This is a genomic window from Bradyrhizobium sp. Y36 (assembly GCF_002531575.1).
Taxonomy (GTDB): Bacteria; Pseudomonadota; Alphaproteobacteria; order Rhizobiales; family Xanthobacteraceae; genus Bradyrhizobium.
Genome location: NZ_NWTI01000018.1, coordinates 100954 through 124101, shown reverse-complemented (window position 1 = coordinate 124101; position 23148 = coordinate 100954). Strand labels below are relative to the sequence as shown.

At 62.7% G+C, this 23148-nt stretch carries 7 protein-coding genes; 3 read left to right on the top strand and 4 right to left on the bottom strand.

Annotated elements, in window-relative coordinates:
- The first annotated feature begins 82 nt into the window (after positions 1-82).
- On the top strand, positions 83-820 hold the full coding sequence (locus CO669_RS26120) for a metallophosphoesterase family protein (RefSeq protein WP_097662812.1): 738 nt from the start codon (positions 83-85) through the stop codon (positions 818-820).
- 42 nt (positions 821-862) lie between these two features.
- Here CO669_RS26120 and CO669_RS26115 read toward each other — a convergent pair whose 3' ends face one another.
- A complete protein-coding gene (locus CO669_RS26115) occupies positions 863-1141 on the bottom strand; it encodes a hypothetical protein (protein WP_198964269.1) in 279 nt (92 codons plus the stop codon).
- A 624-nt stretch (positions 1142-1765) separates the two neighbouring features.
- Between CO669_RS26115 and CO669_RS26105 the strand changes: the two genes are divergently transcribed.
- Positions 1766-1978, top strand: coding sequence for a hypothetical protein (locus CO669_RS26105; protein WP_245444512.1), 213 nt, complete (start codon positions 1766-1768; stop codon positions 1976-1978).
- A gap of 222 nt (positions 1979-2200) precedes the next feature.
- Here the strand turns inward: CO669_RS26105 and CO669_RS26100 are convergent, their stop codons facing one another.
- The gene (locus CO669_RS26100) at positions 2201-15301 is read right to left on the bottom strand and encodes a VCBS domain-containing protein (protein WP_158228801.1); all 13101 of its coding nucleotides are present in this window, start codon (positions 15299-15301) and stop codon (positions 2201-2203) included.
- A gap of 1087 nt (positions 15302-16388) precedes the next feature.
- Between CO669_RS26100 and CO669_RS26090 the strand changes: the two genes are divergently transcribed.
- Positions 16389-17423 (top strand): helix-turn-helix transcriptional regulator, encoded by a 1035-nt coding sequence (locus tag CO669_RS26090; RefSeq protein WP_143278739.1) that lies wholly within the window; start codon positions 16389-16391, stop codon positions 17421-17423.
- A gap of 613 nt (positions 17424-18036) precedes the next feature.
- Here the strand turns inward: CO669_RS26090 and CO669_RS26080 are convergent.
- Complete coding sequence (locus tag CO669_RS26080) at positions 18037-22065, bottom strand: non-ribosomal peptide synthetase (RefSeq protein WP_097662804.1); 4029 nt, start codon at positions 22063-22065, stop codon at positions 18037-18039.
- A 47-nt stretch (positions 22066-22112) separates the two neighbouring features.
- Entirely contained in the window at positions 22113-23093 is a 981-nt protein-coding gene (locus CO669_RS26075) for an LLM class flavin-dependent oxidoreductase (protein ID WP_097662803.1), read from the bottom strand.
- Positions 23094-23148: the final 55 nt, after the last annotated feature.

Below are 23148 nucleotides of genomic sequence, written 5' to 3'. Positions count from 1 at the left end.
CGCGCAGTTCGTGTCGGATGGAAGCTCTCCGGTGCCGGCGACTTGGGGAAATTTTTTTCGACCACCCGATCGATTGAGCGCCATGATATCTCTCGCCCGACCACGTCCGCCGATTTCTAAGCCGCAATTGCCGGAAGGAGTTCGCATCTACGCGATCTCGGATATTCACGGATGCGCGCATCTGCTCCAACCCATGTTGCGGGTGATCGACGCCGACGTCGCCTGCAGCCGGCCGCGCTATGCGATCGAGGTCTTCATGGGCGATTACATCGATCGCGGCCCCGACACGCGCTCCACCCTCGATGTCCTGGTCGAGCGGAGTCGGCGGGGGAACGCGGTCTTCCTCAAGGGAAACCACGAGGCATTTCTTGTGAGGGTGTTCGAGGACCCTTCATTGTTCGAGGATTGGATCGCCGTCGGCGGGACCCAGACGTTGATGTCCTACGGGCTCGCGCCACCGGACCTGAAGCGCAATGACCCGGCATCCATCCTGCGCGATTTGATTCGGGCAATGCCCACCGAGCATCTGGAATTCCTGGACAATCTGCGGCTGAGCTTCAGTTGCGGCGACTTCTTCTTCGTTCACGCCGGCGTTCGCCCGGGCGTTCCCCTGGCCGACCAGACGGAGCGCGACCTGCTCTGGATTCGCGAAGAATTCCTGCAGAGCGACGAGCAGTTCGGCAAATATATCGTGCACGGCCATACGCCGGTCCGCAATGCCGAATTCCTGACGAACCGCGTCAACATCGACACCGGCGCCTATGCGACCGGCAATCTCACGCTGATGAGCATCCAGGGCAGCCGCATGCTCGCGGTGTGAGGTGGGACAGGCTTGGCCGCCACGGCAGGTGAAGCGCTGCGCTCAATTGAGCAAGCAAGGCCTCTCCAGCCGCGCGCGCGTTTCGGCCATCCAGTCGTGCCAGGCCCGCTCGTGCTTGACGTAGAGCTCCAGCCAACGCTCCCCATGCCTGTCCTGACGGACATGAGGCGGCTCGACAAGCAAATCGACGCCAAGGCGGGCGCCCGGATTGTCGAGGGCTTCGAACTCGACCGTCTCCGAGATCGTCAGCCCGACAAGCACGCGTTGTCCGGCACCATCGACGATGTAGCGCCGCGGCGCGTCCTTCCTGGGTTCGCTCATCTCGTCATGCCCCATTCGTATGGTGAGATCCCCGGTACCGCCAGGACGCCGCCTCTAGAAGGCTCGTCGGGCGTGGCCGAAGGTCGAGGTAGGAGTCGCCCCGGCCGCCCGATGCAAGGCGGCACGGGACGAGTTTGCAGGACTTCGCTGGACCCGCCGAGCGCGCAGCGCGTATCCCAAGATGATGCCGGCGCTGAAGATGAAAGCGGAGACGAAGGCAGAAGTCATGAGAGCCGTCCTGGAAAGTCCGGGACTCATCAAGAGCGAGCAGTGTGTCGACATCATGGTTCTGGCCGACGCCGGGGCGCCGAAAGATTGTTCATGCCTGATGTCCTGTGTGCAAGCAGCGCAAATCTCGTGTGCATGACTCGCGACGAGTGAGATCACGCTGTGAGAGGCACTCATTATAGAAAGAGTCATTCCATAGAGAGACATCTCGCTGTGCTTGGACGGCCTCGCCGCGCCCGCCCTCGAGGAGGAAATTTCGGCCGATCGACCAGCCCATGCCCTTGCAACCATCCGGGACCCGTCGCATTATTTCGTATCTCATTCGACCAGGGATTCAATCCAATGAACTTCCGTGCGGTTATTCCATCCATTGCCCTTTCCGCTTTCGCCCTCGCTATGACAGCTTCCGTCGCGCCGGCCGCCGAGCTCGCGCTTGCGCCGGCGCATCATCGGGCAGCCTATGTCCAAACCGGGGTCGTGCTGTGGGACGACGTTTATCCGCCCGCGATCTACGGCCCGCAGGTCCGCTCCGTCGAGGAAGTCGCGGCGATGAAGGCGCAGGCGCGCCCGGTCTCCCAACGCTGGTGGGGCTATTGGTACGTCCGGTGAGCGCGGAAGCGCTTGTCCGCACGGAGCCCTGAGGGCCCAGCGGCTTTCAACCACAGACCGCCGATCCACCTGAAGGTGGCGGCGGTCTTTTTTTTTGGGAGACCGCACGCCAGTGCCTTTCGGTCGATCGATCCAATCGGGAGCCAGCGGCCGAGGCCGGCTGCCCGGACGACGGCTCCGAAGGCAGGCGGTTGACGCCTCCTCCGAAGCGGGCCCTCTTTCTCACGTCAGGAAGTTGCCATTGTGCAGCGTGCCGCTGGCGTTCAGCAGGCTCACATCCATGTCGCTCGTTCCGTCACCATCGATATCGATCTGGAGATAGTCGTTGCCTGGCCCGACATTCTGCAGATGGGCCGAAGCCTGGTTGCCGCCGATCAGAGGCGCCCCATCCACATACTCGATGTGACCGCCGGCGATGCTGATGCCGGAGAACGTGAAGCTATCGCTGGTCGCGTCGAAATTGTGAATGGTATCGGCAGCACCGGCGGCGGAATCCGCGGTGCTGACGAAGCGGAAGTTGTCATGTCCCGCGCTGGCGTAGATCTCGTCCGCGCCCGTCCCGGCGGTGATCGTGGTGTTGCCCGCCGTGTTGCCGATCGTGATGCGGTCGAAATTCGCGGAGCCGTTGATGGTCTCGACGTTCGTCACCGTGATGTCGAAGACATTCATGTTGAAGTTCAGGGTGTCGTTGCCGTCGCCGAGATCGATCACGTTCGCCGGGCTGCCCTGCAACGTCAGAACGTCGTCCGACGAGCTGCCGTTGAGCAGGTTCACGTTCCAAAGATTGTCGAACGAATTGCTGCCTGCGGCGAGATTGAGGACGTTGGCCGTTCCTTCGCCGAGATTGACGGTCACGCCGGACACCGCGTTCAGCAGCGTGACCGTATCGTTCGACGGATTGAGATTGCCGGTAAAGTCGCTGCCGTTGAGGTTTTCGACGCCACTGATGCTGAGCGAATTGACACCGTTGGCAAGCCACACCCAGTCGCTTCCGCCGCCCATATCGATGGCGGTTCCGTTGATGTCGTTCGTCAAGGTGAGCTGATTGTCGCCCGAATTGCCGTCGATGTGCTCGATACCGATCGCGGCGAATGTGGCGAAGTTTCCATCGAGGACGATCGTGTCCTGGCCGCCGCCGAGGTCGATCGCGACGCCGTTGGCCGCCGCGATCGAACCGGTGACGGTCAGGGTGTCGGCGCTCGTCGTTCCGTTGACGTGGTTGACGTCGTAGATGTTCCCGAACGAATTGGCGCCGGCAGCGAGGTACATCGTGTTGTCGCCGTTGCCGAGGCTGATGCTGAGGCCCGTGACCGTCGTCGACAGGGTGAGCACGTCGTTGACGCCGGGCGTCGCGCCGTAATCGGTTCCGCCGACATTCTCGACGCCGATCAGGCTGAGCGTGTTGGCACCGGCTGCGAGGCTGACCTGATCGCTGCCGCCGCCGAGATCGACGACCAGCCCGTTGGCGTTCGCCGTGAGATTGACGAACTCGTCGTTGCCGGTGCCGATCACGTTCTCGACGCCGGCGAGATTGAGCGTGTAGCCGTTGCCGAAGGTGCCGTTGAGCAGGACGGTATCGCCCGTCCCCGCCCCCAGATTGAGCGCGTGTCCGAAGATGTTGGACCCGACGCGAAGATAATCGTCTCCGGCCGTTCCGATCACGGGTGCGGAGTTGGAGAACTGCTGCGCCGAGAGATCGATCGGACTTCCCAAGGTACCCGCCGACTGCAGCACGATGGCATTGCTGAACTGCAGCACCTCGACATTGGTCAAGGTGTCGGTGCCATCACGTCCCGCAACATTGTCTTGAACCTGGATCGTTCCCGCCGTCGTGACGGTGTACTGCGATTGCGTGCCTGAGAAGATCGCCATGTCGGTGCCGGCGCCACCGTCGATCGTATCGTCGCCGCCCTGGCCGGTCATGCCGTCATTGCCGCCGCCGGCATTGATCGTGTCGCCAGCGCCGCCACCGAAGAAGAACTCGTTGTTTGAGCCGCCGACGAGCAGGTCGGCCTGGTTCGAGCCCTGGACGCTGTTGACGCCGCCGGTGATGACGTCGGCACCGGCCGCGCCGCTCACCATTCCCGTCGAAAGGTCGACCGAAACGCCGCCCCCGCTCGCCTGGGAATACGACACCCGCGTATTGCCGTTACCGGTGATGGTGTCGTTGCCGAGCAGGCCTTCGAACAGGTTGAAGGTGCCGAACGATCCGGCCGAGGTGACGCCGGTGAAGCCTGTGGCATTGTAGACGTCGTTCTGGTTGCTGCCGGTCGCACTGTTGACGCCCACATAGGTGTCGGTACCGATCGAGCTGCCGCCGGTTGCGGTTCCCGCCTGCAGATTGACGGTCACCGCATCGGTCGCGCTGGAATAGATGATACGGGTGTTGCCGTTGCCGGTGATTGTGTCGTTGCCGGCCAGACCTTCGAACTGGTTGAAGTTGCCGTTGTTGCCGACGTTGTTGGTCGCGGCATTCTGGAAGCCGACGGCGCCGAAATTCGTGGCCGTGAAGACATCGTTGAAGTTGGTGCCCTGGGCCCCCTCGATCCCGCGGAGCGTATCGTTGCCGATCGAAGCGTCGCCGGTCGCGGTGCCCGCCGTGAAGTCGATGGTAACAGGTCCGGTCGAGAAGTAGAGGTTGTTGTAGCTGGCAATGTCGAACCCACCGCGGCCGTCGATGAAATCGTCGCCGGCAAAGCCGGTGAACGTCTCCGTTGCCGTGGTAATGTTGCTGCCGCGGATGGTGTCGTTGAACATCGACCCCATCACGGCGTTGACGCCGCTGAACGTATCGTTGCCCGTGGAGGCGTCGCCACTCGCAGTACCTGCCAGCAGATCGACGGTCACCCCGCCGGTTGCGTTGGTGAAGGCAACGCGCGTGTTTCCGTTGCCGACGATGCTGTCGTCACCTCCCATGCCGATAAATTCGTTGAACGTGCCGTTGGACCCGCCATTTTGGCTGGATCCGCCGAAGCCGACAGCGTTGAAGACGTCCGCGGCGTTCGAGCCGCGCACGGATTCGACCGACCGCAGCGTGTCGGTGCCGACCGTTGCGGCATCGCCCGTCACGGTTCCCGAGGCGAGCTGAACGTTGATTCCGCCGACCGCGGCCGGGTCGAGCGCGTAGTCCGCCCGGTCGAAGCCGGCCCGGCCGTCGATGAAGTCGTCGCCGGCGCGGCCTTCGAAGATTTCCACGGTTCCAGGGCCATTGGTGCTGCCAAGCAGCTGGTCGCCAAATCCAGAACCGACGACTCCCCCGAAGCCCGAACCCACCAGGGTATCGGTGCCGACCGAACTATCTCCGGTCGCCGAATGGGCCGCCAGATCGACGGTCACGCTGCCGGTTGCGCTGGCGTAGGAGATGCGCGTCAGGAGCGCACCCAGGCTGTTGGTCGCGCCTGTGATGCTGTCGTTCCCGCCGCGGCCCTCGAACTCGTTGAAGCCCGCGTTGGTACCGGCAATGCCGGTATCGCCGGTGAAGCCGGTCGCGTTGAACGTGTCGGCATAGTCGCTGCCCACGATGGCCTCGACGTTCACCAGCGTGTCAGTGCCGACGCCTGGACCCGTCACGGAGCCTGCCGCGAGATTGGCGGTAATGCCTCCGGTTGCCGCGACATAGTCGGCGCGGTCGAAGCCGAGGCCGCCATCGAGCAGATCATTGCCGTCGAGGCCCTTGAGGCGGTCGTTGCCGGCGAGACCGCTCAGATTGTCGGCGTAGGCGGTACCGACCAGCGTATTTGCGCCGGCATCGCCGGTGAGGTGCACGCCTTGCCCCAGGATGAAGTCGGCAGCCGTGAGGTTCGCCAGCGTCACGTTCAGCAGCGTGAGAGTGTCACCATTGGCGAAGTTGATGACCGTGTTCGACCCTTGTTGTGTGGCAAGCGCCTGAATGTCGGCGAGAGTCGAGACACCGGGGATCCCCGTGAGGTCGATCTTGTCGGCGTCTATCTGCAGGAATTCGACGATGGTGTCGGCGCCGCCGCCGGCCGCGTAGACGAAGGTATCGGCACCGGTGCCGCCGTTCAGGGTGTCGCTGCCCGCACCGCCGCTGAGCAGGTCGTTGCCGCTGTTGCCGGACAGCAGGTCGTTGCCGCCGGAACCGGTGATCGTGTCGTTGAAGTTGGAGCCCGAAACGTTCGTCACTCCACTCACGATGGTGTCGTGACCAACCGAACCGTCACCGTCCGCGGTGCCGTTGGCGAGGTTGACGACCACACCGGACGTCGCATTCGCGAACTGGATCTGCGTGCTGCCGTTGCCGATGATGGTGTCGTTACCACCCTGGCCCTGGATAGCGTTGAAGCCGGCGAATCCGGTTGCGTCGAACACATCGGCGAAATTGCTGCCGGTGGCGCTGTTGACACCGGAGAATGTGTCGTGGCCGACCGAGGCATCGCCGCTGGCCGTTCCGGCCTGGAAGTTGACGGTGACGCCGCCGGTGGCATTCGTGTAGAGCAGCCGGGTATTGCCGTTGCCGGTGATCTGGTCATCACCGCCGAGGCCCTCGAACTGGTTGAAGGTGCCGTTGTTGCCGACATTGAGCGCACCGGGCTGGCCGTAGCCGGTCGCCACATAGGTGTCGGCATAGCCCGTGCCCTGAACGCCCTCGATCGAGCGCAGCGTATCCGTGCCGATCGACGCATCGCCGGTCGCCGTGCCTGCTGCCATGTCGACGGTAACACCGCTCGTGACCGTGCTGAGGCTGTTGTAGCTCGCGGTGTCGAAGCCGGCGCGGCCGTCGATATAGTCGTCGCCGCCGAGACCCGTGAAGTTGTTGTTGAAGCTGCTGCCGAGCAGCGTGTCCGAGAAGGTCGAGCCCTGCACCGCATTGACACCAGTGAAGGTATCGGTGCCCTCGGTCGCACCGGTGGCGCTGCCGGCAACCGTGACCGCGTTGGTCGTCCCGATGGCGCTGGTCTCGAGGTCGACGCTGACGCTCGAGGCCGCGATCTGGTAGTTCAGGCGGGTGAAGCCGTTGCCGATGATGGTGTCGTTGCCACCGGCGCCGGCGAAGTCGTTGAAGGTGCCGGACGAGCCGACATTGGTTGCCCCGGCCTGGCCGAATCCGGTGGCGTCGAACGTGTCGTCAAAGTTGGTGCCGCGGGCGGCCTCGACATTGCGTATCGTGTCGGTGCCCACGGTTGCGTCGCCGTTCACCGTGCCTGCGGCGAGATGCACATAGACGCCTGACGTGGTCGCCGTATCCGAATTGTAGGTGACCTGGTCGTAGCCGCCGCGGCCGTCGATATAGTCGTCGCCGCCGCGACCTTCATAGGTCTCGTACGTGAAGCTCGCATTGTCGCTGCCGTAGATCGTGTCGTTATAGGCCGAGCCCCAGATCGTCGAGACGTTGGAGAAGGTGTCGTGGCCGACGGAGGCATCGCCATCCGCGGTCCCTGCGCCGATGTCGACGGCAACGGCGCTGGTTGCCCCCAGATAGGACAGCCGGGTCACGATCTGGCCCAGGGCGTTGATGTCGCCGACAACGACGTCGTTGCCCCCGCGCCCTTCGAACTCGCTCTGACCAGTGGCCACGCCGGGCAAACCGGTCGAGCCGGTAAAGCCGGCCGCATTGAACGTGTCGGCAAAATCGCTGCCGATCACCCCCTCGATGTTGACGAGCGTGTCCGTTCCGACGCCCGGCCCCGAGGCGGTGCCAGCGGCGAGGTTGACGACGATGCCGCCCGTTGCCGCGGCATAGACGGCTCGGTCGAAGCCAAATCCACCGTCGAGAAGGTCGAGACCGTCGCCGCCCTCAAGCCTGTCGTTCCCCCCGAGGGCAACGATCGTGTCGTTGTGCGCCGTACCGACCAACGTATTGGGATTGTCGTCTCCCATGATCGGCGTTCCGAACACGAAGTCGCTTGCGGTGAGATTGCCGAGATTGACGTTCTGCAAATACAGCGTGTTGCCGCCCCCGAAGTCCAGGCTGGTGTCTGAACCGATTTGTGTCGCGTGAGCCTGCACGTCGGCAAGGCTGAACACTCCGTTGACGCCGGTCAGATCGATCTTGTCACCATCGCTATGGACGAAGTCCTGGACGTAGTCCGAACCATCGCCGGTCGCGTAGATGAAGGTATCGGCACCGGTACCACCGCTCAAATAGTCGTTCCCGGCGCCGCCATCGAGGACGTCGTTGCCGGCATTGCCGAACAGGGTGTTGTCACCGCCGCCACTGGTGAGAGTGTCATTGAATATCGTGCCCTGGACAGCTCTGACGCCGCCCGTGATCGTGTCATGCCCCACCGACGCATCGCCGTCGACGGTCCCTGCTCCAAGGTTGACGACAACACCGCCCGTCGGATTGCCGAACGTGATCTGCGTATCGCCGTTGCCGGTGATGGTGTCGTTGCCGGCACCGCCCATGAAGTTGTTGAACGTTCCGTAGACGCTGTTGAAGCCGGTCGCGTCGTAGATGTCGGCAAAGTTGCTGCCGACAACCTGGTTGACGCCGGTGAAGGTATCATTGCCGACGCTACCGTCACCGCTCGCGGTGCCCGCCGCCAAGTGGACCGTCACGCCCGAGGTGGTGGCATTGCCATACTGAATTTGAGTGTTGCCATTGCCGATGACCTGATCGTCGCCACCCAGGCCCTGGAATATATTGAAATTGTTGTTCGGGCCGACAAATCCGGTCGCGTCGTAAAGATCGGCGAAGTTGCTGCCGTTGACGGCGTTGACATTGGTGAAGCTGTCATGGCCGACGGACACATCGCCCGTGACCGTGCCGGCACTCATGTTGATGGTCACACCGCCCGTAGCGCTGCCGTAGATTAGCCTCGTGCTGCCATTGCCCGTGACGACATCATCCCCGCCGAGACCTTCGAAATTGTTGGAAGCGCCGTTGTTGCCGACGTTGAGTGCGCCAGCCTGACCAAAGCCTGTCGCATCATAGGAATCGGCGAAGATTGTGCCCTGAACGCCCTCGATCGAGCGCAGGCTATCGGTGCCCGTCGAGGCGTCGCCGGTGACCGTGCCGCTCGCCATGTTGACGCTGACACCCCCCGTGACGAAGGTCAGGTTGCTGTACTGAGCAGTGTCGAACCCGGCGCCGCCGTCGATCTGATCGTTTCCGGCGAGCCCCATAAAGACTTCGCTGGCACCGCTCCCGTTGAGGACGTCGCCAAACAGCGATCCCATCACCGCATTGACACCCGTGAAATGATCGGTGCCGACCTGCGCGATGTCGCCGGCCGCGGTACCGTGGGCCGTTCCCAGGGCGAGATCGACCGTCACGCCGTCGAGCGCCAGGGTGTACTGGATCCGGGTCGAGCCATTTCCGCTGATCGTATCGTCGCCGCCCATACCTTCGAAATTATTGAAAGTGCCGAACGAGCCGGCATTGGTGCTCACACCGCTGAAACCGACGGCGCTGTAGGTGTCGGCGAAATTGGTTCCGCGCACGGCCTCGACCGAACGCAACGTGTCGGTACCGACCGAGCTATCTCCCGTGACAGTGCCGGCCGCAAGGTTGACCGTAATGCCCGATGCCGTCGTCGGGTCGTTATTGTAGGTCGCAAAATCGTAGCCGCCGCGGCCGTCGATCAGATCATTGCCGCCGCGGGCATCGTACTGCTCGTAAGTGCCGCTCGGATTGTCGCTGCCGCGCAGAGTGTCGGCATAGGCGGAGCCGACGATCGCGTTGATGGCGCTGAACGTATCGTGTCCGACCGAAGCATTGCCGTCGGCGATTCCCGCAGCGATGTCGACCGTCACGGCCGCCGTGGCGCTGGCATAGGATACCCTACCAAGGATTTCACCGGACGCATTGACTGAGCCGATGATAGTGTCGTCTCCGCCTCTGCCCTCGAACTCGGCCAAACCGATTGCGGCTCCCGGGATCCCGCTGTCACCCACAAACCCGGTAGCATTAAACGTATCAGCAAAGTCGCTGCCGACCGCGCCTTCGATGTTGACGAGCGTGTCCGTTCCGACGCCCGGTCCAGATGCCGTGCCTGCCGTCAGATTAACGGAAACACCACCGGTCGCGTCGGCATAGACTGCTCGGTCGAAGCCCAGACCGCCATCCAGATAATCACTGCCGCCCAGACCCTGAAGCCGATCATTGCCGCCGAGGCCGCTGATGGATTCGGCGTTCGCCGTGCCGACGAGGGTATTCGGATTGCCGTCACCGACAATCGGTGCCGCCGGCGTGCCGAACAGGAAGTCGCTGGCCGTCAAGCTGTTCAGGTTGACGTTCTGAAGCGTGAGGCCTTCACTCGGGCTGAACGTGATGATCGTGTTGGGGCCGCTCTGCACCGCATGCGATTGCAGATCGGCAAGGCTGTAGATGCCGTAGACGCCGGTCAGATCGATCTTGTCCTGGCCGTGGACGAAGTCCTGAATGAAGTCCAAGCCGCCGCCGGTTGCATAGACGAAAGTGTCCGCGCCCGCGCCGCCGTTGAGGGAGTCGTTGCCGGCCCGGCCATCAAGGGTGTCGTTGCCGACATTGCCGGAGAGAGCGTCGTTGCCGGCGCTGCCGATGATGGTGTCGTTGAAGTTGGACCCCGCCACGTTGAACACGCCACCGGTGATGGTGTCGTGGCCGACCGAGCCGTCGCCGTCGACCGTGCCCGCGGTGAGGTTGACGGTCACGCCGCCGGTCGCATTGCCGAACTGGATCTGGGTATTGCCGTTGCCGGTGATGGTGTCGTTTCCGGCGTTGCCCTGGAACGAATTGAAATTCGCGTTGGGACCGGTGAAACCGGTCGCATCGTAAACATCGGCAAAATTGCTGCCGAGCGCACTGTTGACGCCCGTGAAGCTATCCTGGCCGGTCGAGCCGTCGCCGGTGGCGGTGCCACCCGCGAGATTGATGGTCACCCCGCCGGTCGCGTTGACGAAGATCAGGCGCGTGTTGCCGTTGCCGGTGATCTGATCATCGCCGCCAAGGCCTTCGAACTGGTTGAAGGTGCCGTTGTTACCGACATTGGCCCCCGTACCGTAACCGGTCGCATTATACGTGTCGTCGAAGTTGGTGCCCTGGATACCTTCGATCGACCGAAGTGTATCCGTGCCGTTCGACCCATCTCCGGTGACGATGCCGGCCGCCATATCGACGCTGATGCTGCCCGTGACGAAGAAGATATTGTTGTAGGACGAGACGTCGAAGCCGCCACGGCCGTCGATGTAATCGTTTCCGGCAAGGCCGGTGAAGGTGTCGTTGGTCGCGCCGCCCAGCAGGGTGTCGTCGAACATCGATGCCTGGACGGCGTTGACGCCCGTGAATTGATCGGTGCCGACCGATGAATCGCCGGTGGCGATGCCGGTGACGAAGTCAACGTTGACGCCGCCGGTGGCATTATTGAAACCGAGCCGCGTGAAGCCGTTGCCGGTGATGAGGTCGTCGCCACCGTTGCCGGTGAACTCGTTGAACGTCCCGCTCGAGCCGGCATTGATGCTGCCCGAGCCGAAGCCCGTGGCATTGTAGGTGTCGGCGAAGTTCGTGCCGCGGATCGCCTCGATCCCGCGCAACGTATCGGTTCCGATGGTCGCATCGCCGGTCACGGAGCCGGCGGCGAGATTGACCGTAATTCCCGTCGTGGTGTTCGGATCAACGTTGTAGTCCACGCGGTCAAAGCCACCGCGGCCGTCGATGTAGTCGTTGCCCGCGAAGCCCGAATAGACCTCCGCGGTGAACATCGGATTGTTGCTGCCCAGAATCGTATCGCTGTAGGCGGAGCCCCAGACACCGTTGAAGCCGGAGCCCACGAGCGTGTCATGGCCCACCGACGTATCACCCTGGGCGTAACCGGCGGCGAGATCCACCGTCACCGCGCCAGTGGCGCTGACGTAGGAAACGCGCGTCAGCTCTGCACCCTGACTGTTGGTGTTGCTGATGATGAAATCGTCGCCGCCCTTGCCTTCAAACTCGTTGTAGCCGACCGGGCTGCCCGGAACGTGAGCGTCGCCGGTGAAGCCAGCTGCGTTGAACGTATCGGCAAAGTTGCTGCCGATGGCTGCTTCGATGTTGACGAGGGTGTCTGTCCCGACGCCTGCGCCGGACGCCGTTCCCGCCGCAAGATTGATCGTGACGCCGCCGGCTGCGTCCGTGTAGACGGCGCGGTCGAAGCCCGGGCCGCCGTCGAGAATATCATCGCCGGAACCGCCGGTGAGATAGTCCCTGCCGGCGCCGCCGAACAGGATGTCGTTCCCGTCACTTCCGCTGATGCGGTCGTTGCCGTCCTGGCCGTCGATCAGATCATTGCCGCTTCCGCCGGAGAGCACGTCATCGCCGAGCGAACCGAACAAGGTGCTCCCGATCGGGGTCAGCACGGCATTCGCGACCTCGGTGTCGAGATGATCGACAAAGCGGTCGGTCAGTTGATCGATGGAACCCTGATCGGCAAAATTGGTCGTCGCTAGTTGATCTGCAGCCGCACCTTGGGCGACCTGACCGGCTTGCGCCAGCTCGGTGACGTTCGTGGCCGTCTGGATGCTGTCGTTCGCGGCAGCAACGACCTGGATAACCGTCGCAGCAGCGGCTGTGCTGACTCCGGACAGCGTGACAACACTCTGAACCGTATCCGAAGAGGCCAGATCGAAGGCCGGCGCGTTGGGAGCGGTCTGAGATGCGGTAATGGCCCCCGCAATAGCTGAAATCACCGCATCCGGCGCCACGCCGACCGCCGAAACCTGGGCCACCGTGCTTTGGACCTGGATGGCCGCAGCAAGCACCGCGGTCGCCGTCGCATCGCCACTCACCGCAGCCGGCACCGGGTCGTACGACAGCAGGTCGATCGGGTTTTGGGGATCAGAGAGGAGATTGACGTTGAATGCGGCCGCAATGGCGCCGATGGCCTGGTCCACCGTCAGCGGATGCTCATCGCCTGCCGTGCTGTCGACCAAAGCGACGATCAGCGTCGTCAGCGGCGTGATGACGGTGGAGCCCTCCGGCGCCCTCAGCACACCCGCGACCTGCAAGCCCGTCGAGATATCGACACCGCCGATGCTCACGAGCGGGCCGGATCCGCCCGCCAGCGTGAAGCTGCCGTCGGCCCGTGTCGTCGTGAACGCCTCGCCCGCGTCGAGTATCCCGTTGTTGTTGGCGTCGGCGAAGACGGTCGCGCCGCCGATATAGCCGTCGATATCCAGCGCGTTGATCTCGTTGGCACCGGAATTCACCGTCAGCGCAAGATTGGCCGTGCTCACAGCCTGATGAACGCCGTCGTCGGAGATGGCGGTGACGTGCAGGGTGAAGGGATCGGGGCTGCCGACCGCGTGGTTCGGGATCAGGACGACATTCTGGATCGAGTCGCCCGTCACAAGCCACGTGCCGTCGCCGATCGATGCGCCGTTCTGGACCGTAAAGCTCGATGGCACGCCCTCGATCTTCACCGACAAGGTGCTGCTTTGGTCGATCTTCGTGGCCGCAATTTGCAATACGATGTTGCTATCCGCGGCGCCCGATGAGTCGTGAACGCTCAGCGTCGGCGCGTCCTGCGCGCCGTGGATGTCGAAGCTGATGCTCTTGCTCGTGCCGTCGACGGACTTGACCGTGAAGGTCTCCGTCCTGACGTCGTTGGCGCCGAGAGACTGGATCGCCGCATTGCCCACCGAATAGGTGTAATGACCGTCGGCCTGCAGCGTCACCGTGCCGAGATTCCCGGCTGCCGTAATCTGGCCGGCCTGGAACGCGGCCTGGTTCTGGTCGGCATCGCTGATGGTCAGCTGCCCGGAGGCGGTCAGTTGGCCGTCTTCGGTGACGTCGTGCTGGGTGGGGCCGCCGATGACCGCGGCGTCGTTGACGCCGTGGATCGTGAACGTCACGTTCTTGGACGTGCCGTCCAGAGCCTTGACGGTGAAGATCTCGTCGCGGGTCTCGCCCTGGCCGAGATATTGAACGGCGCCGTTGGCGACCGAATAGCTGTAGGCGCCGTTGGTGCCGATCGTCAGCGCACCGAGGTTGCCGGGGGCGGAGGCGACGACGGTCTGGAACGAATTCTGGTTCAAGTCGACATCGTTGATCGACAGCGTGCCGGACGCCGTCAGCACACCGTCCTCGGTGACGTCGTGCTGACCGAGATCGCCGATCACGGCGGCGTCGTTGGTACCCGTGATGTTCACCACGATGTCGCGGGTGGCGGTGCCGTCGGCGGAGACGACCGTCAGGGTGTCGGTGACCTGCTGCCCCGCGGTGAGCGGGTTCGACTTCACGGGATCGAGCGTATAGGTCCAGGCGCCCGTCGCCGCATTGAAGGTGAAATTGCCATAGGTACCGGCGAGCGAGGCCGGGACTGCGAAATGGTCTTGGCCGCTGTCGGCATCTAGCACCGCAAGCTTGCCCGACGCGTTGGGATCGCCGGCGATGCTTCCGGCCTCCGTCACGGAGATGTCCTGGGTTCCCGATACCGTGATGGTGGCCGCGTCGTTGTTGCCGGTGATGGTCACCGCGAGCGTCGACGACCCAGTTCCACCGTGGTTGTCGGCATTCGTGTAGGTGAATTGCTCCGTCACCTGCTGGCCTGCGGCGAGCGCTTGCACGGCGGCGCTGGAATTGTTCAGCGTGTAGGAGTAGGCGCCGGTCGCCTTGGTGACCACCAGCGTTCCATAGGTTCCGGCCACGGTGATCGTGGTGCCGTTATCCGTCCCCCCTGCTACGGCCGAAACGCTGTGGGTATCGCCGGCATCGGCGTCCGTGTCGTTTGCGAGCAGATTGCCGCTGGCAATCGTCGTCACGTCCTCCTTGACGGAGGCGGTGTCCGCGACTGCGACAGGCGCGTGATTGGTCGGGCCTTCGATGACGACTTCGACCTTTTCGATCGAAGCGACGGCGAGATCGAAGCTCCTGAACGCATAGTCCGCGCTGCCATAGCGCGCGATGAGGGCCTGGATGGCCGCAAGATCGGACCTGAACGAGGTCGAGTTCGCCATCGTTTGCGTCACGACGAGGCGGAGCGTGTCCTGGCCCTTGCCGCCGTCGTAGATGTCGACCGAGCCTACATTCTCCGAGGCACGATAGATCAGGATGTCGTTGCCGTTGCCGCCGCTGACGATGTCGGTGCCGGCGCCGCCGTCGATGATGTCGTCACCGTTGTCGCCGGAGATCAGATCGTTGCCCGCCCCGCCGAGCACCGTATCGTTGCCGTTGCCGCCGAAAATGATGTCGTTGCCGGTGCCGCCATCCACCGTGTCGTTGCCGTTGCCGGCGTCGATGATGTCGTTGCCTGCACCGGCGTTGATGGTGTCGTTGCCGTTGCCGCCCTGGATGAGATCATTGCCCGCTCCGGCGCCGACGGCATCGTCGCCGTTCTTAGCGTTGATGATGTCAGACGCGCTGGTGCCGGTGATCTGATCGTTTGCGTTGGTGCCGTTAATGATCATGGCGATTCATCTTTCTCGATAGGGCAACAGGCATTGTTCGCGAGCGCGCGGACGCGACGTCGCGTTGTGCGGATGGAGAAATGTTCAATCGTCGAAAACGGAACGCGGTATCGACGCGACGCGTGACATCGTGCGGTCGCTCATGGTGAGCCCCTCCCGTAACCTTCTTGATTTCTTGGGTTCGCCGTCAGCCCAACGGCGTGAGTTTGAAATGAAATGGTCTTGTTATTGTTCGACGCCTTGCCCCGTTGCCCGGCGTCGCCTGGATTCTCGAAATTGCAATTTCCGACCGTCGGAAAGACTTTTCTGATAATTGCAAATTGTTTCCACTGTTGCGTGACTGCGTCAAGACAGCACAGCGGCTAACCTTAAGCGGGGTGTGGACTGGACAGCGCGGCCCGGAATGCGCGCGCACCCAACCGGCGGTCCCGCCCGATTTCGGCGACCTGTGAGATCGAAGCTTTGCGGGACTGCCGCACATTAAGGGCTCGAACGAAGCGATCGCCCTTTGCCCCGGATCGCGCGTGACGAGATCGCCCAGGCTGCCAATCCAGCCAGCCACCACCCCTGATGGCGCCCGCACGCCGGTCGCGCCTCGCCGCGCCGGCCTCCATGCGACACTCTGCCGCACCCCAATCTCACCGCGGATCGGCGCCGTGAGCGGAGCAGCAACACCGAAGACCATTTGGCTCGCACAGGGCAACGTCATCTCGATTCCCGAAATGAAGACTATTCCTCGTTGATGGAATAGCGCCGGTACGTCCTGACGCATGACCCGAATGGGTCATCCGGCCCCTGGTAGCGCCATCCGTGGGACATTATCCGGTTAGACTTTGGTTTAGCGCCGACTCTCAGGAAAAACCGGCAAAGGGCTTGCGTCGGACTGCCTCCTCGCCAAGCATGAGCAGTCAGGGAAACGCACCAGAAGGCCCGACATGAGGGAGTGTCCGCATGGCATGCAGCGGGAGATGCACGCCGGCTTGCAGCGCGTGATCAAGGGCTCGGCGGAGGGGGACCGCGCGTGAAAGCCAATCGAATCGACCATCAGGAACTGTCGAAGGTTCTCAATCGGCTCGGCGAGGCGGCCGTGAATCCGGAAGCCTGGCACGGCATCATGGATGACATCTGCAAGGCGGCCGGGGCGTCGGCGGCCATCCTGCTTCAGAGCGACATCAGGACTCCGGACGTTCCCCGCACGGCGTCGATCGCGGAAGCCACCGATCTCTACTTCAGGAACAACTGGCATTTGAGGGACCCGCGCGCCAAGGCTTTTCCGCGCATGATGGCGGGCGAGGTCGTGACCGATCTCGATGTCATGAGCGCTGAGCAGATTCGTGCCGATCCCATGTACAACGAGGTGCTGTTTCCATACGGATACCGGTGGTTTGCGGGCATCGGCTTCTGGGCCGAAAGCGCGGCGTGGGCCTTGACGCTCCAGCGAACCGGCCGCGAAGGCGCATTCGAGACGCGCGACAAGGAGCTGCTTGCCCAATTGGCGCCGCGCCTGACCGAGACCGCCACGCTTGCGACAGCGATTGGACGGGCCACGCTGACCTCGATGACCGATGTCCTCGACCGGGTTCGCCAACCCGCCCTCGTCATCAATCGGGAAGGGATGGTGCTGCGTACCAACCAGGCGGCAGATCGCGGCTTCGACGATGAGATCCGCATCAGGGAGCGGCGTCTCGTTCTCCGTGACAAGCAGGCGATGACGCGGTTCGATCAGCTGATCAGCATGGTCCGGTCGACGCCGGACGCCATCGCCATCCCCGCCTCTCCGATTCTCATTCGCCGGACGGCCAAGCCGCCGGTCGTATTGCGGCTCCTGCCGGTGGACGGCGCGGCGCGTTCCGTCTTCCTCGGCGCGCGCGCCATGCTGATCCTGTCCAACCTCATCCCGCGCCCGGCCCCGGACCCGGTGCTGATCGCCCAGGCCTTCGATCTCACGCCGGCGGAATCCCGACTGGCCGCCCTGCTCGCAACCGGCACATCGATCGCCGAAGCCGCCGAACATTTGCGCATCTCGCGCGAAACGGCGCGCAACCACCTTAAGTCGATCTTCTCGAAGACGGGCGTTCACCGGCAATCGGAGCTGGTGACGCTGGTCTCGCAGCTGGGGTGACATTGGGCTTGTCTCGATCAGCGGACGCGAGTTCCGCCTGAGCGCAAACCAAAGACCACGCCTCCCCGGCGCTTCTTCAATTTCGGCCCCGAGCCGCCGCGGATACGTTCATCAGCAAGAGAAACAGCGCGCTCGTCGCCTGATATCTCGCCACCACGCGTTTTCTGGCTCTCCCTCGCATGATGGCCTTTCCGTCACGAGAGCCAATGCTCCACTCCCAGCTCCGCGCGCGCTTGCGCATCTCGAACTCGTAGAACGAGAAGCCGTCCAAACCCACCAATTTGGCGTCCAACCGGTTTGACGTCATGTGCCTGTTGAGAGATCCACCGACTTTTGTCCCATCCGCGCCCAAGAAGCGGCTTCTGAACGAAGAGCCATCTAGGCGATAAGCCAGCTTCCCTGGGGGTGCGCCTCCCCCAAATGGGCTAGGCGGCGCCTTTTTCCTGATATTGGTCGGATGTTGCTGCGATCGGTGAGCGGCCTGATCGACCGGCTGAGCGCGATCCGGCTTCATCGATCTTTATTAACGTGCACCGCCGCTCCTGCCACTGGACGGTGGCGGGCTTGCCAAGGCAGCCAGCAGCCAAGCGAGCAGGCAGCCAAAGCTGACGCTCTATCCCGCCGGCAGCAAGATAGCGTCCGAAAACACCTTACCCAGCGACGCGACGTAAGGGCTCTGCAGCATCGAATGATGCGTCCCCTGAACAACGGTCTTGTGGATCCGGGGCGCCTGAACAATTCGATCCCAACCATAGAGCCGGTCATCCAGGGGATTTTCCGCCGCCGTGAAAAGCTGGAGAGCGATCGGAATAGCCGCCCCAACATATTTGCTGCCCGCGCGCTCGCGCGTCCGCGACTGCGCAATCATCTGGCGAACGTCTTCTTCCGTAGACGACCAGGGCAACAAAGCCTTCTCACGACATTCCAGAACCATCGAGCGAAAGTCTGACTGATGCATTCGGCCACCCGTCCGGCTGCCAATATAGTTCCGCAGGAATACGACGTCTGACGTCTTCGACGGAGAGCTCGGCCGCCCATACAGCGCGTCGATCAATCCCAAGAACTGTACGGTCTCCTTTTCATCGACGAGCTGCCTTGTAATCTCGTAGGCCAGTATTCCGCCGAACGACCAGCCTGCCAGGCGGTACGGCCCGCAGGGGTGAATGGACCGTATTGTCCGGACCAAGCTCCCAGCGATCGCCTCGATCGTGCGTGCCGATGCCGTCCCAACTTGGCTCATCGTCAAACCATACACAGGGAAGCCGCCGCGAAGGTGTCGCGTAAGAATCGGACCATAGATCATCTGATTAAAGAGATCCGGCGCGAGAAATAGCGGAGCACCACTCCCCTCTGCACGAAGAGTAATTGCAGCGCCGTCTCTCGAGCGGTCATCAATGCCCGCCTGTTCGCGTGCGAGCAGCGCTATTGTCGGGCTTGCAAACAGCTTGGCCAGCGAGATGTCGGTGCCGCGACGACTCAATTCGTTGACCAAACGCACGGCCAACAGCGAGTGACCACCAAGCTCGAAAAAATTGTCGTCACGTCCGACGCGATCGATCTCCAGAAACTCACTCCAAGTCTGCGCCAACATCTTCTCCAGCCTGCCACGCGGGGGCTCGTAGGCGCGGGATGTACCCGAATCGCCTAAAGGCGCGGGCAAGCTGCCCCGGTCCAGTTTCCCGTTGAGAGTCAGCGGCAGCGCGTCGAGCAAAACAAAGGCCGACGGCACCATGTAGTCCGGCAGATGCTTGAGGAGATGAGTTCGCAAGTCGTCCGACAACGTGCTCAACGCTGTCGAACGCCTGTCGCGCCCTCCCTGCCGCCCTCCAGATGTCCCGCCGTTTTCCACAACATAGGCAACCAAGCGAGGATCATCGGCACGATCCCGGCGCGCGACGACCACTGCCTGCCGCACCGACGCATGGCCCATCAATGCCGCCTCGATTTCACCGAGCTCAATGCGATAGCCGCGCAGCTTCACCTGAAAATCGTTTCGCCCGAGATATTCGATACTTCCCTCTGGCAGTAAACGTCCCAGATCGCCGGTCCGATACATCCGCGCGTCCGGGTCGGTAGCGAACGGCTCGGTGACAAACCGTTCCCCGGTCAGCTCGGGTCGATTGAGATAGCCGCGCGCCACCCCCGTGCCGGCGATATAGATTTCGCCGACGACTCCGATGGGGACGGGAGCCCGGTGCTCGTCGAGGACATAGATTCTCGTGTTCGAGATGGGTCGGCCGATCGGGACGACGGTTGACGGATGCGCCGTTTCCTCGATCGCGTGAGCCGACGACCAAATTGTTGTCTCGGTGGGCCCATAAACGTTCCAGCATGCCGAGGTTCGCCGGAGCAACTGGTCGGCAAGATCGGCCGTCATGGCCTCGCCGCCGCACAGGGCGCGGAGACGTGGCTCTCCCACCCAACCGCTCTCGATCAGAGCCCGCCAGCTCGCGGGGGTTGCCTGCAAGACCGTGATCTGCTCCCGCAGCAGCAAATCCATCATTCGTCGTGGATCGCTGCTCGTCTTACGGTCGGCAATGACAACTCTGGCGCCGACAAGCAAAGGCATTAGCAGCTCGAGGCCCGCGATATCGAACGCTACAGTGGTCACAGACAGCAAGCGATCAGCCGGCTTCATACCGACGAGCTCACTCATAGATGTCAGGAGATTCACCAGCGACCGATGCTCGACCATGACGCCTTTGGGCCGTCCGGTCGAGCCCGACGTGTAGATGACGTAGGCGAGACTTTCGGGTCGCAATCCGCCCCCATCGGGCCGAATATTGCTGCGGTGACCATTCGTCCAAAGCGTCTCGTCGGCGAGATCTATCACCGGGAGGTCCCCCGTGTGGCCCTCCAGGATTCCCATCGTCTCCGCATCCGACAGTATTGCGCGAGGTGCGCAGTCCGCCAGCATGTCCGCCAGCCGCTTGATCGGAAAGGCGGGGTCCATTGGGACGTAAGCCCCACCCGCCTTGAGGACTGCGAGCAGAGCCACGAGCATCTCGACACCGCGCCGGGCGCAAATCGCAACGCGATCATCCGGCTTGACGCCAAGTCCGCGCAGGTGATGAGCAAGGCGGTTCGATCGCTCATTCAGCTCACGATACGTCAGCTCGTGAGCTCCGCTAGCGACAGCTATCGCATGCGGCGTACGCCCCACCTGCTCCACGAACAACTCGCCAACACACTTCCCAGCAGGATAGTCGACCGTCGTTGCGTTCCATTCCGTGATCAGGTGACTGTGCTCGAGCGCATTCAGAAGCTTGAGCTCCGAGACGCGCTTGTCCGGATCGGCAACGATTGCGCCCAACAAATTCTCGAAGTGGCCCACGAGACGTGCGATCGTATCGTCGTCGAACAAATCCGACGCATACTCCAACCATCCGCGGACTCCGGAGGGGGCTTCGTACAAGGTCAATGACAGGTCGAACCTTGTCGTGATGTGCTCGGTGGCGACCTGGCTTACTCGCAGTCCTGGAAGATCGAGCTGCGCCGGGGGGACGTTCAGCAGGATCAAGGCGACTTGGAACAGCGGCTGGCGAGACAGATCGCGGTGAGGCTGCAGCGCCTCCACCACCCTCTCAAGCGGCACATCCTGGTTTTCATAAGCGGAAAGTGTCGTTTCCTTTACGCGCTGCAGCAAATCGCGAAAGCTGGGATCGTCCGACACATCCGTACGCATGACGAGCATGTTCACGAAGCAACCGACCATGGCTTCCAGCTCCGGCAGCCCGCGACCAGCGAAGGGAGAGCCAACAAGAATGTCCCGTTGCCCGCTATAGCGCGCCAGCAGCACCGAAAATGCCGCCAAGAGCACCATATACGGTGTCGCCTTCTCTCGACGCGCGAGGACGCGCAGGTCGGATGAAAGCTGTGGCGTCAGGCTGAAGCCGCGGCTTGCTCCTCGAAAACTCTGCATCTGGGGCCGGGTGCGATCTGTCGGCAGCGCCAATACCTGCGGCGCGCCTGCCAGTTGCCGCTTCCAGTACTCCAGCTGCCGCGTCTGCACTTCGCCCCGAAGCCATTCGCGTTGCCAAAGCGCGTAATCCGCGTATTGAACCGGCAAGCTCTCCAGAGGTGACACCCGTCCTGCCACTCGGGCTGCGTAGAGCGCCGTCACCTCAGCAAACATCACGCCGATCGACCAAGCATCCGATATGATGTGATGCATGTTGACGAGCACGATATGCTGGTTCTGGGTCAATCGAAGCAGCGTGACGCGGAATAGCGGCCCGGCCGACAGGTCAAACAAGCGCCGTCCATCCTCCGACATCAAACGCCCGGTCGCCGCCCGCTGCTCATCGTCCCCAAGCGTGGAGAGATCGACCGTGTCGAGGCGGAAGGCTCCGGCCTCGTCGACCACCTGAAAGCCGCGGCCGTCCACTGTCTCGAACCTGGTCCGGAGGCTTTCGTGACGTCGCACGACGTCTCCGAAACTCAGCTCCAGAGCAACGGCATCCAACGCCCCTTCGAGTTGCAGCATCCAGGGCATGTTGTAAGCCGCGCCCACGAGCCCAAGCTGCTCGAGGAACCATAGCCCCTCCTGCGCGTGGGACAGCGGCACTCGACTGCCCGGCGAGCGCACTGTCAGTGGCGGAGGATCCGAAAGTTCGAGGGGTGGAGAACGAATATCCGACATCACTCGCAGTTCACGCTGATTGTCCGAACGAAGGCATGCTTTTCGGCTCAGAACAAGCCGCTTGCTTGCAGCGCCTTGCCCACATGCCGCATCTCGGCTTCGTCAGCGATCATGTCGAGCATGATCGTCGTCAGGCCTTGGGCCGCGAAAGTTCTGAGCTTTTCACCGATCTCCGCATAGCTGCCGACCAGATAAGGACAATCCGCCTGGAACGTGAGAAACGGCAGTAGCCAATACCCGTTGTGTTGCATCTCGGCCGTCTGTCCCTCAAAGAGCCGCCGCTTCCACACCGAATCTGTATTCTCCATCGTAAGCGTGAGCAGTTCGCGACCTTCTGCACTGTCGCTGAAACGCTCACGCGCGGCCCGACGCGCGGCGTCACGGCCCTGCCGTGCAAAGATCCCGAAGTTCAAGCCGGGCGCGTTGATGCCGCGGTCATGATCCGGCGGCAGCATCTGCATCTTGATACAGCCGGCTTCAGAGGCAATGCGCTGGGCAGCGTCGGATTGGCCGGCGATCAGGAATTCAGGCAGCAGGTCGGCCGGAGGCCGGTAGTGAAGATGCAGGCCGGACGCCGTGTAGAAGGTTCCGCGAAAATCGATCGGGCGGGAGCTCTCAAGCAGCAGGCGGACCAGTTTGATAAACTCGCCCAGCCTGACATACCGGTCAGCGTGCGCACATTGGTCGCCCAGCGCCTGCAAGTCGCTCACGGCGGTGCCGGTGATCATATTCAGATACAGCTTGCGCCCGTAAAGCTGGACAAAGGACGACACCAACTTGGCCGCGGTGAAAGGATGCATGTAGACGGGGTTGACTGCGATCAACGGCGAGCTGCGCTTTGTTTGGGCCACGATGTGCTGCGCCATCGCCCAAGGCTGGACGAACACGTCATTGCCTTCGAACAGCAGAAGTCCCGCGAGACCATTGAGATCCGCAAAATGCGCGACGTGCATCAATTCGTCGACATATTTGCCGGGATCCCGATTGCGCGAAATGGCGGGAAACACGCGAAGCCTTGCATTGTTCATCTAGGCGCTCCTGGACCGCGCGGCGATGAGCGTCGAACGCGAACCGCACCGCACG

Excerpts from the sequence above, each read along its gene's own strand:
- CO669_RS26120 (WP_097662812.1), top strand. The coding sequence starts at position 83 with ATGATATCTCTCGCCCGACCACGTCCGCCGATTTCTAAGCCGCAATTG.
- CO669_RS26115 (WP_198964269.1), bottom strand. The coding sequence starts at position 1,141 with ATGAGCGAACCCAGGAAGGACGCGCCGCGGCGCTACATCGTCGATGGT.
- CO669_RS26105 (WP_245444512.1), top strand. The coding sequence starts at position 1,766 with ATGACAGCTTCCGTCGCGCCGGCCGCCGAGCTCGCGCTTGCGCCGGCG.
- CO669_RS26100 (WP_158228801.1), bottom strand. The coding sequence starts at position 15,301 with ATGATCATTAACGGCACCAACGCAAACGATCAGATCACCGGCACCAGC.
- CO669_RS26080 (WP_097662804.1), bottom strand. The coding sequence starts at position 22,065 with ATGTCGGATATTCGTTCTCCACCCCTCGAACTTTCGGATCCTCCGCCA.
- CO669_RS26075 (WP_097662803.1), bottom strand. The coding sequence starts at position 23,093 with ATGAACAATGCAAGGCTTCGCGTGTTTCCCGCCATTTCGCGCAATCGG.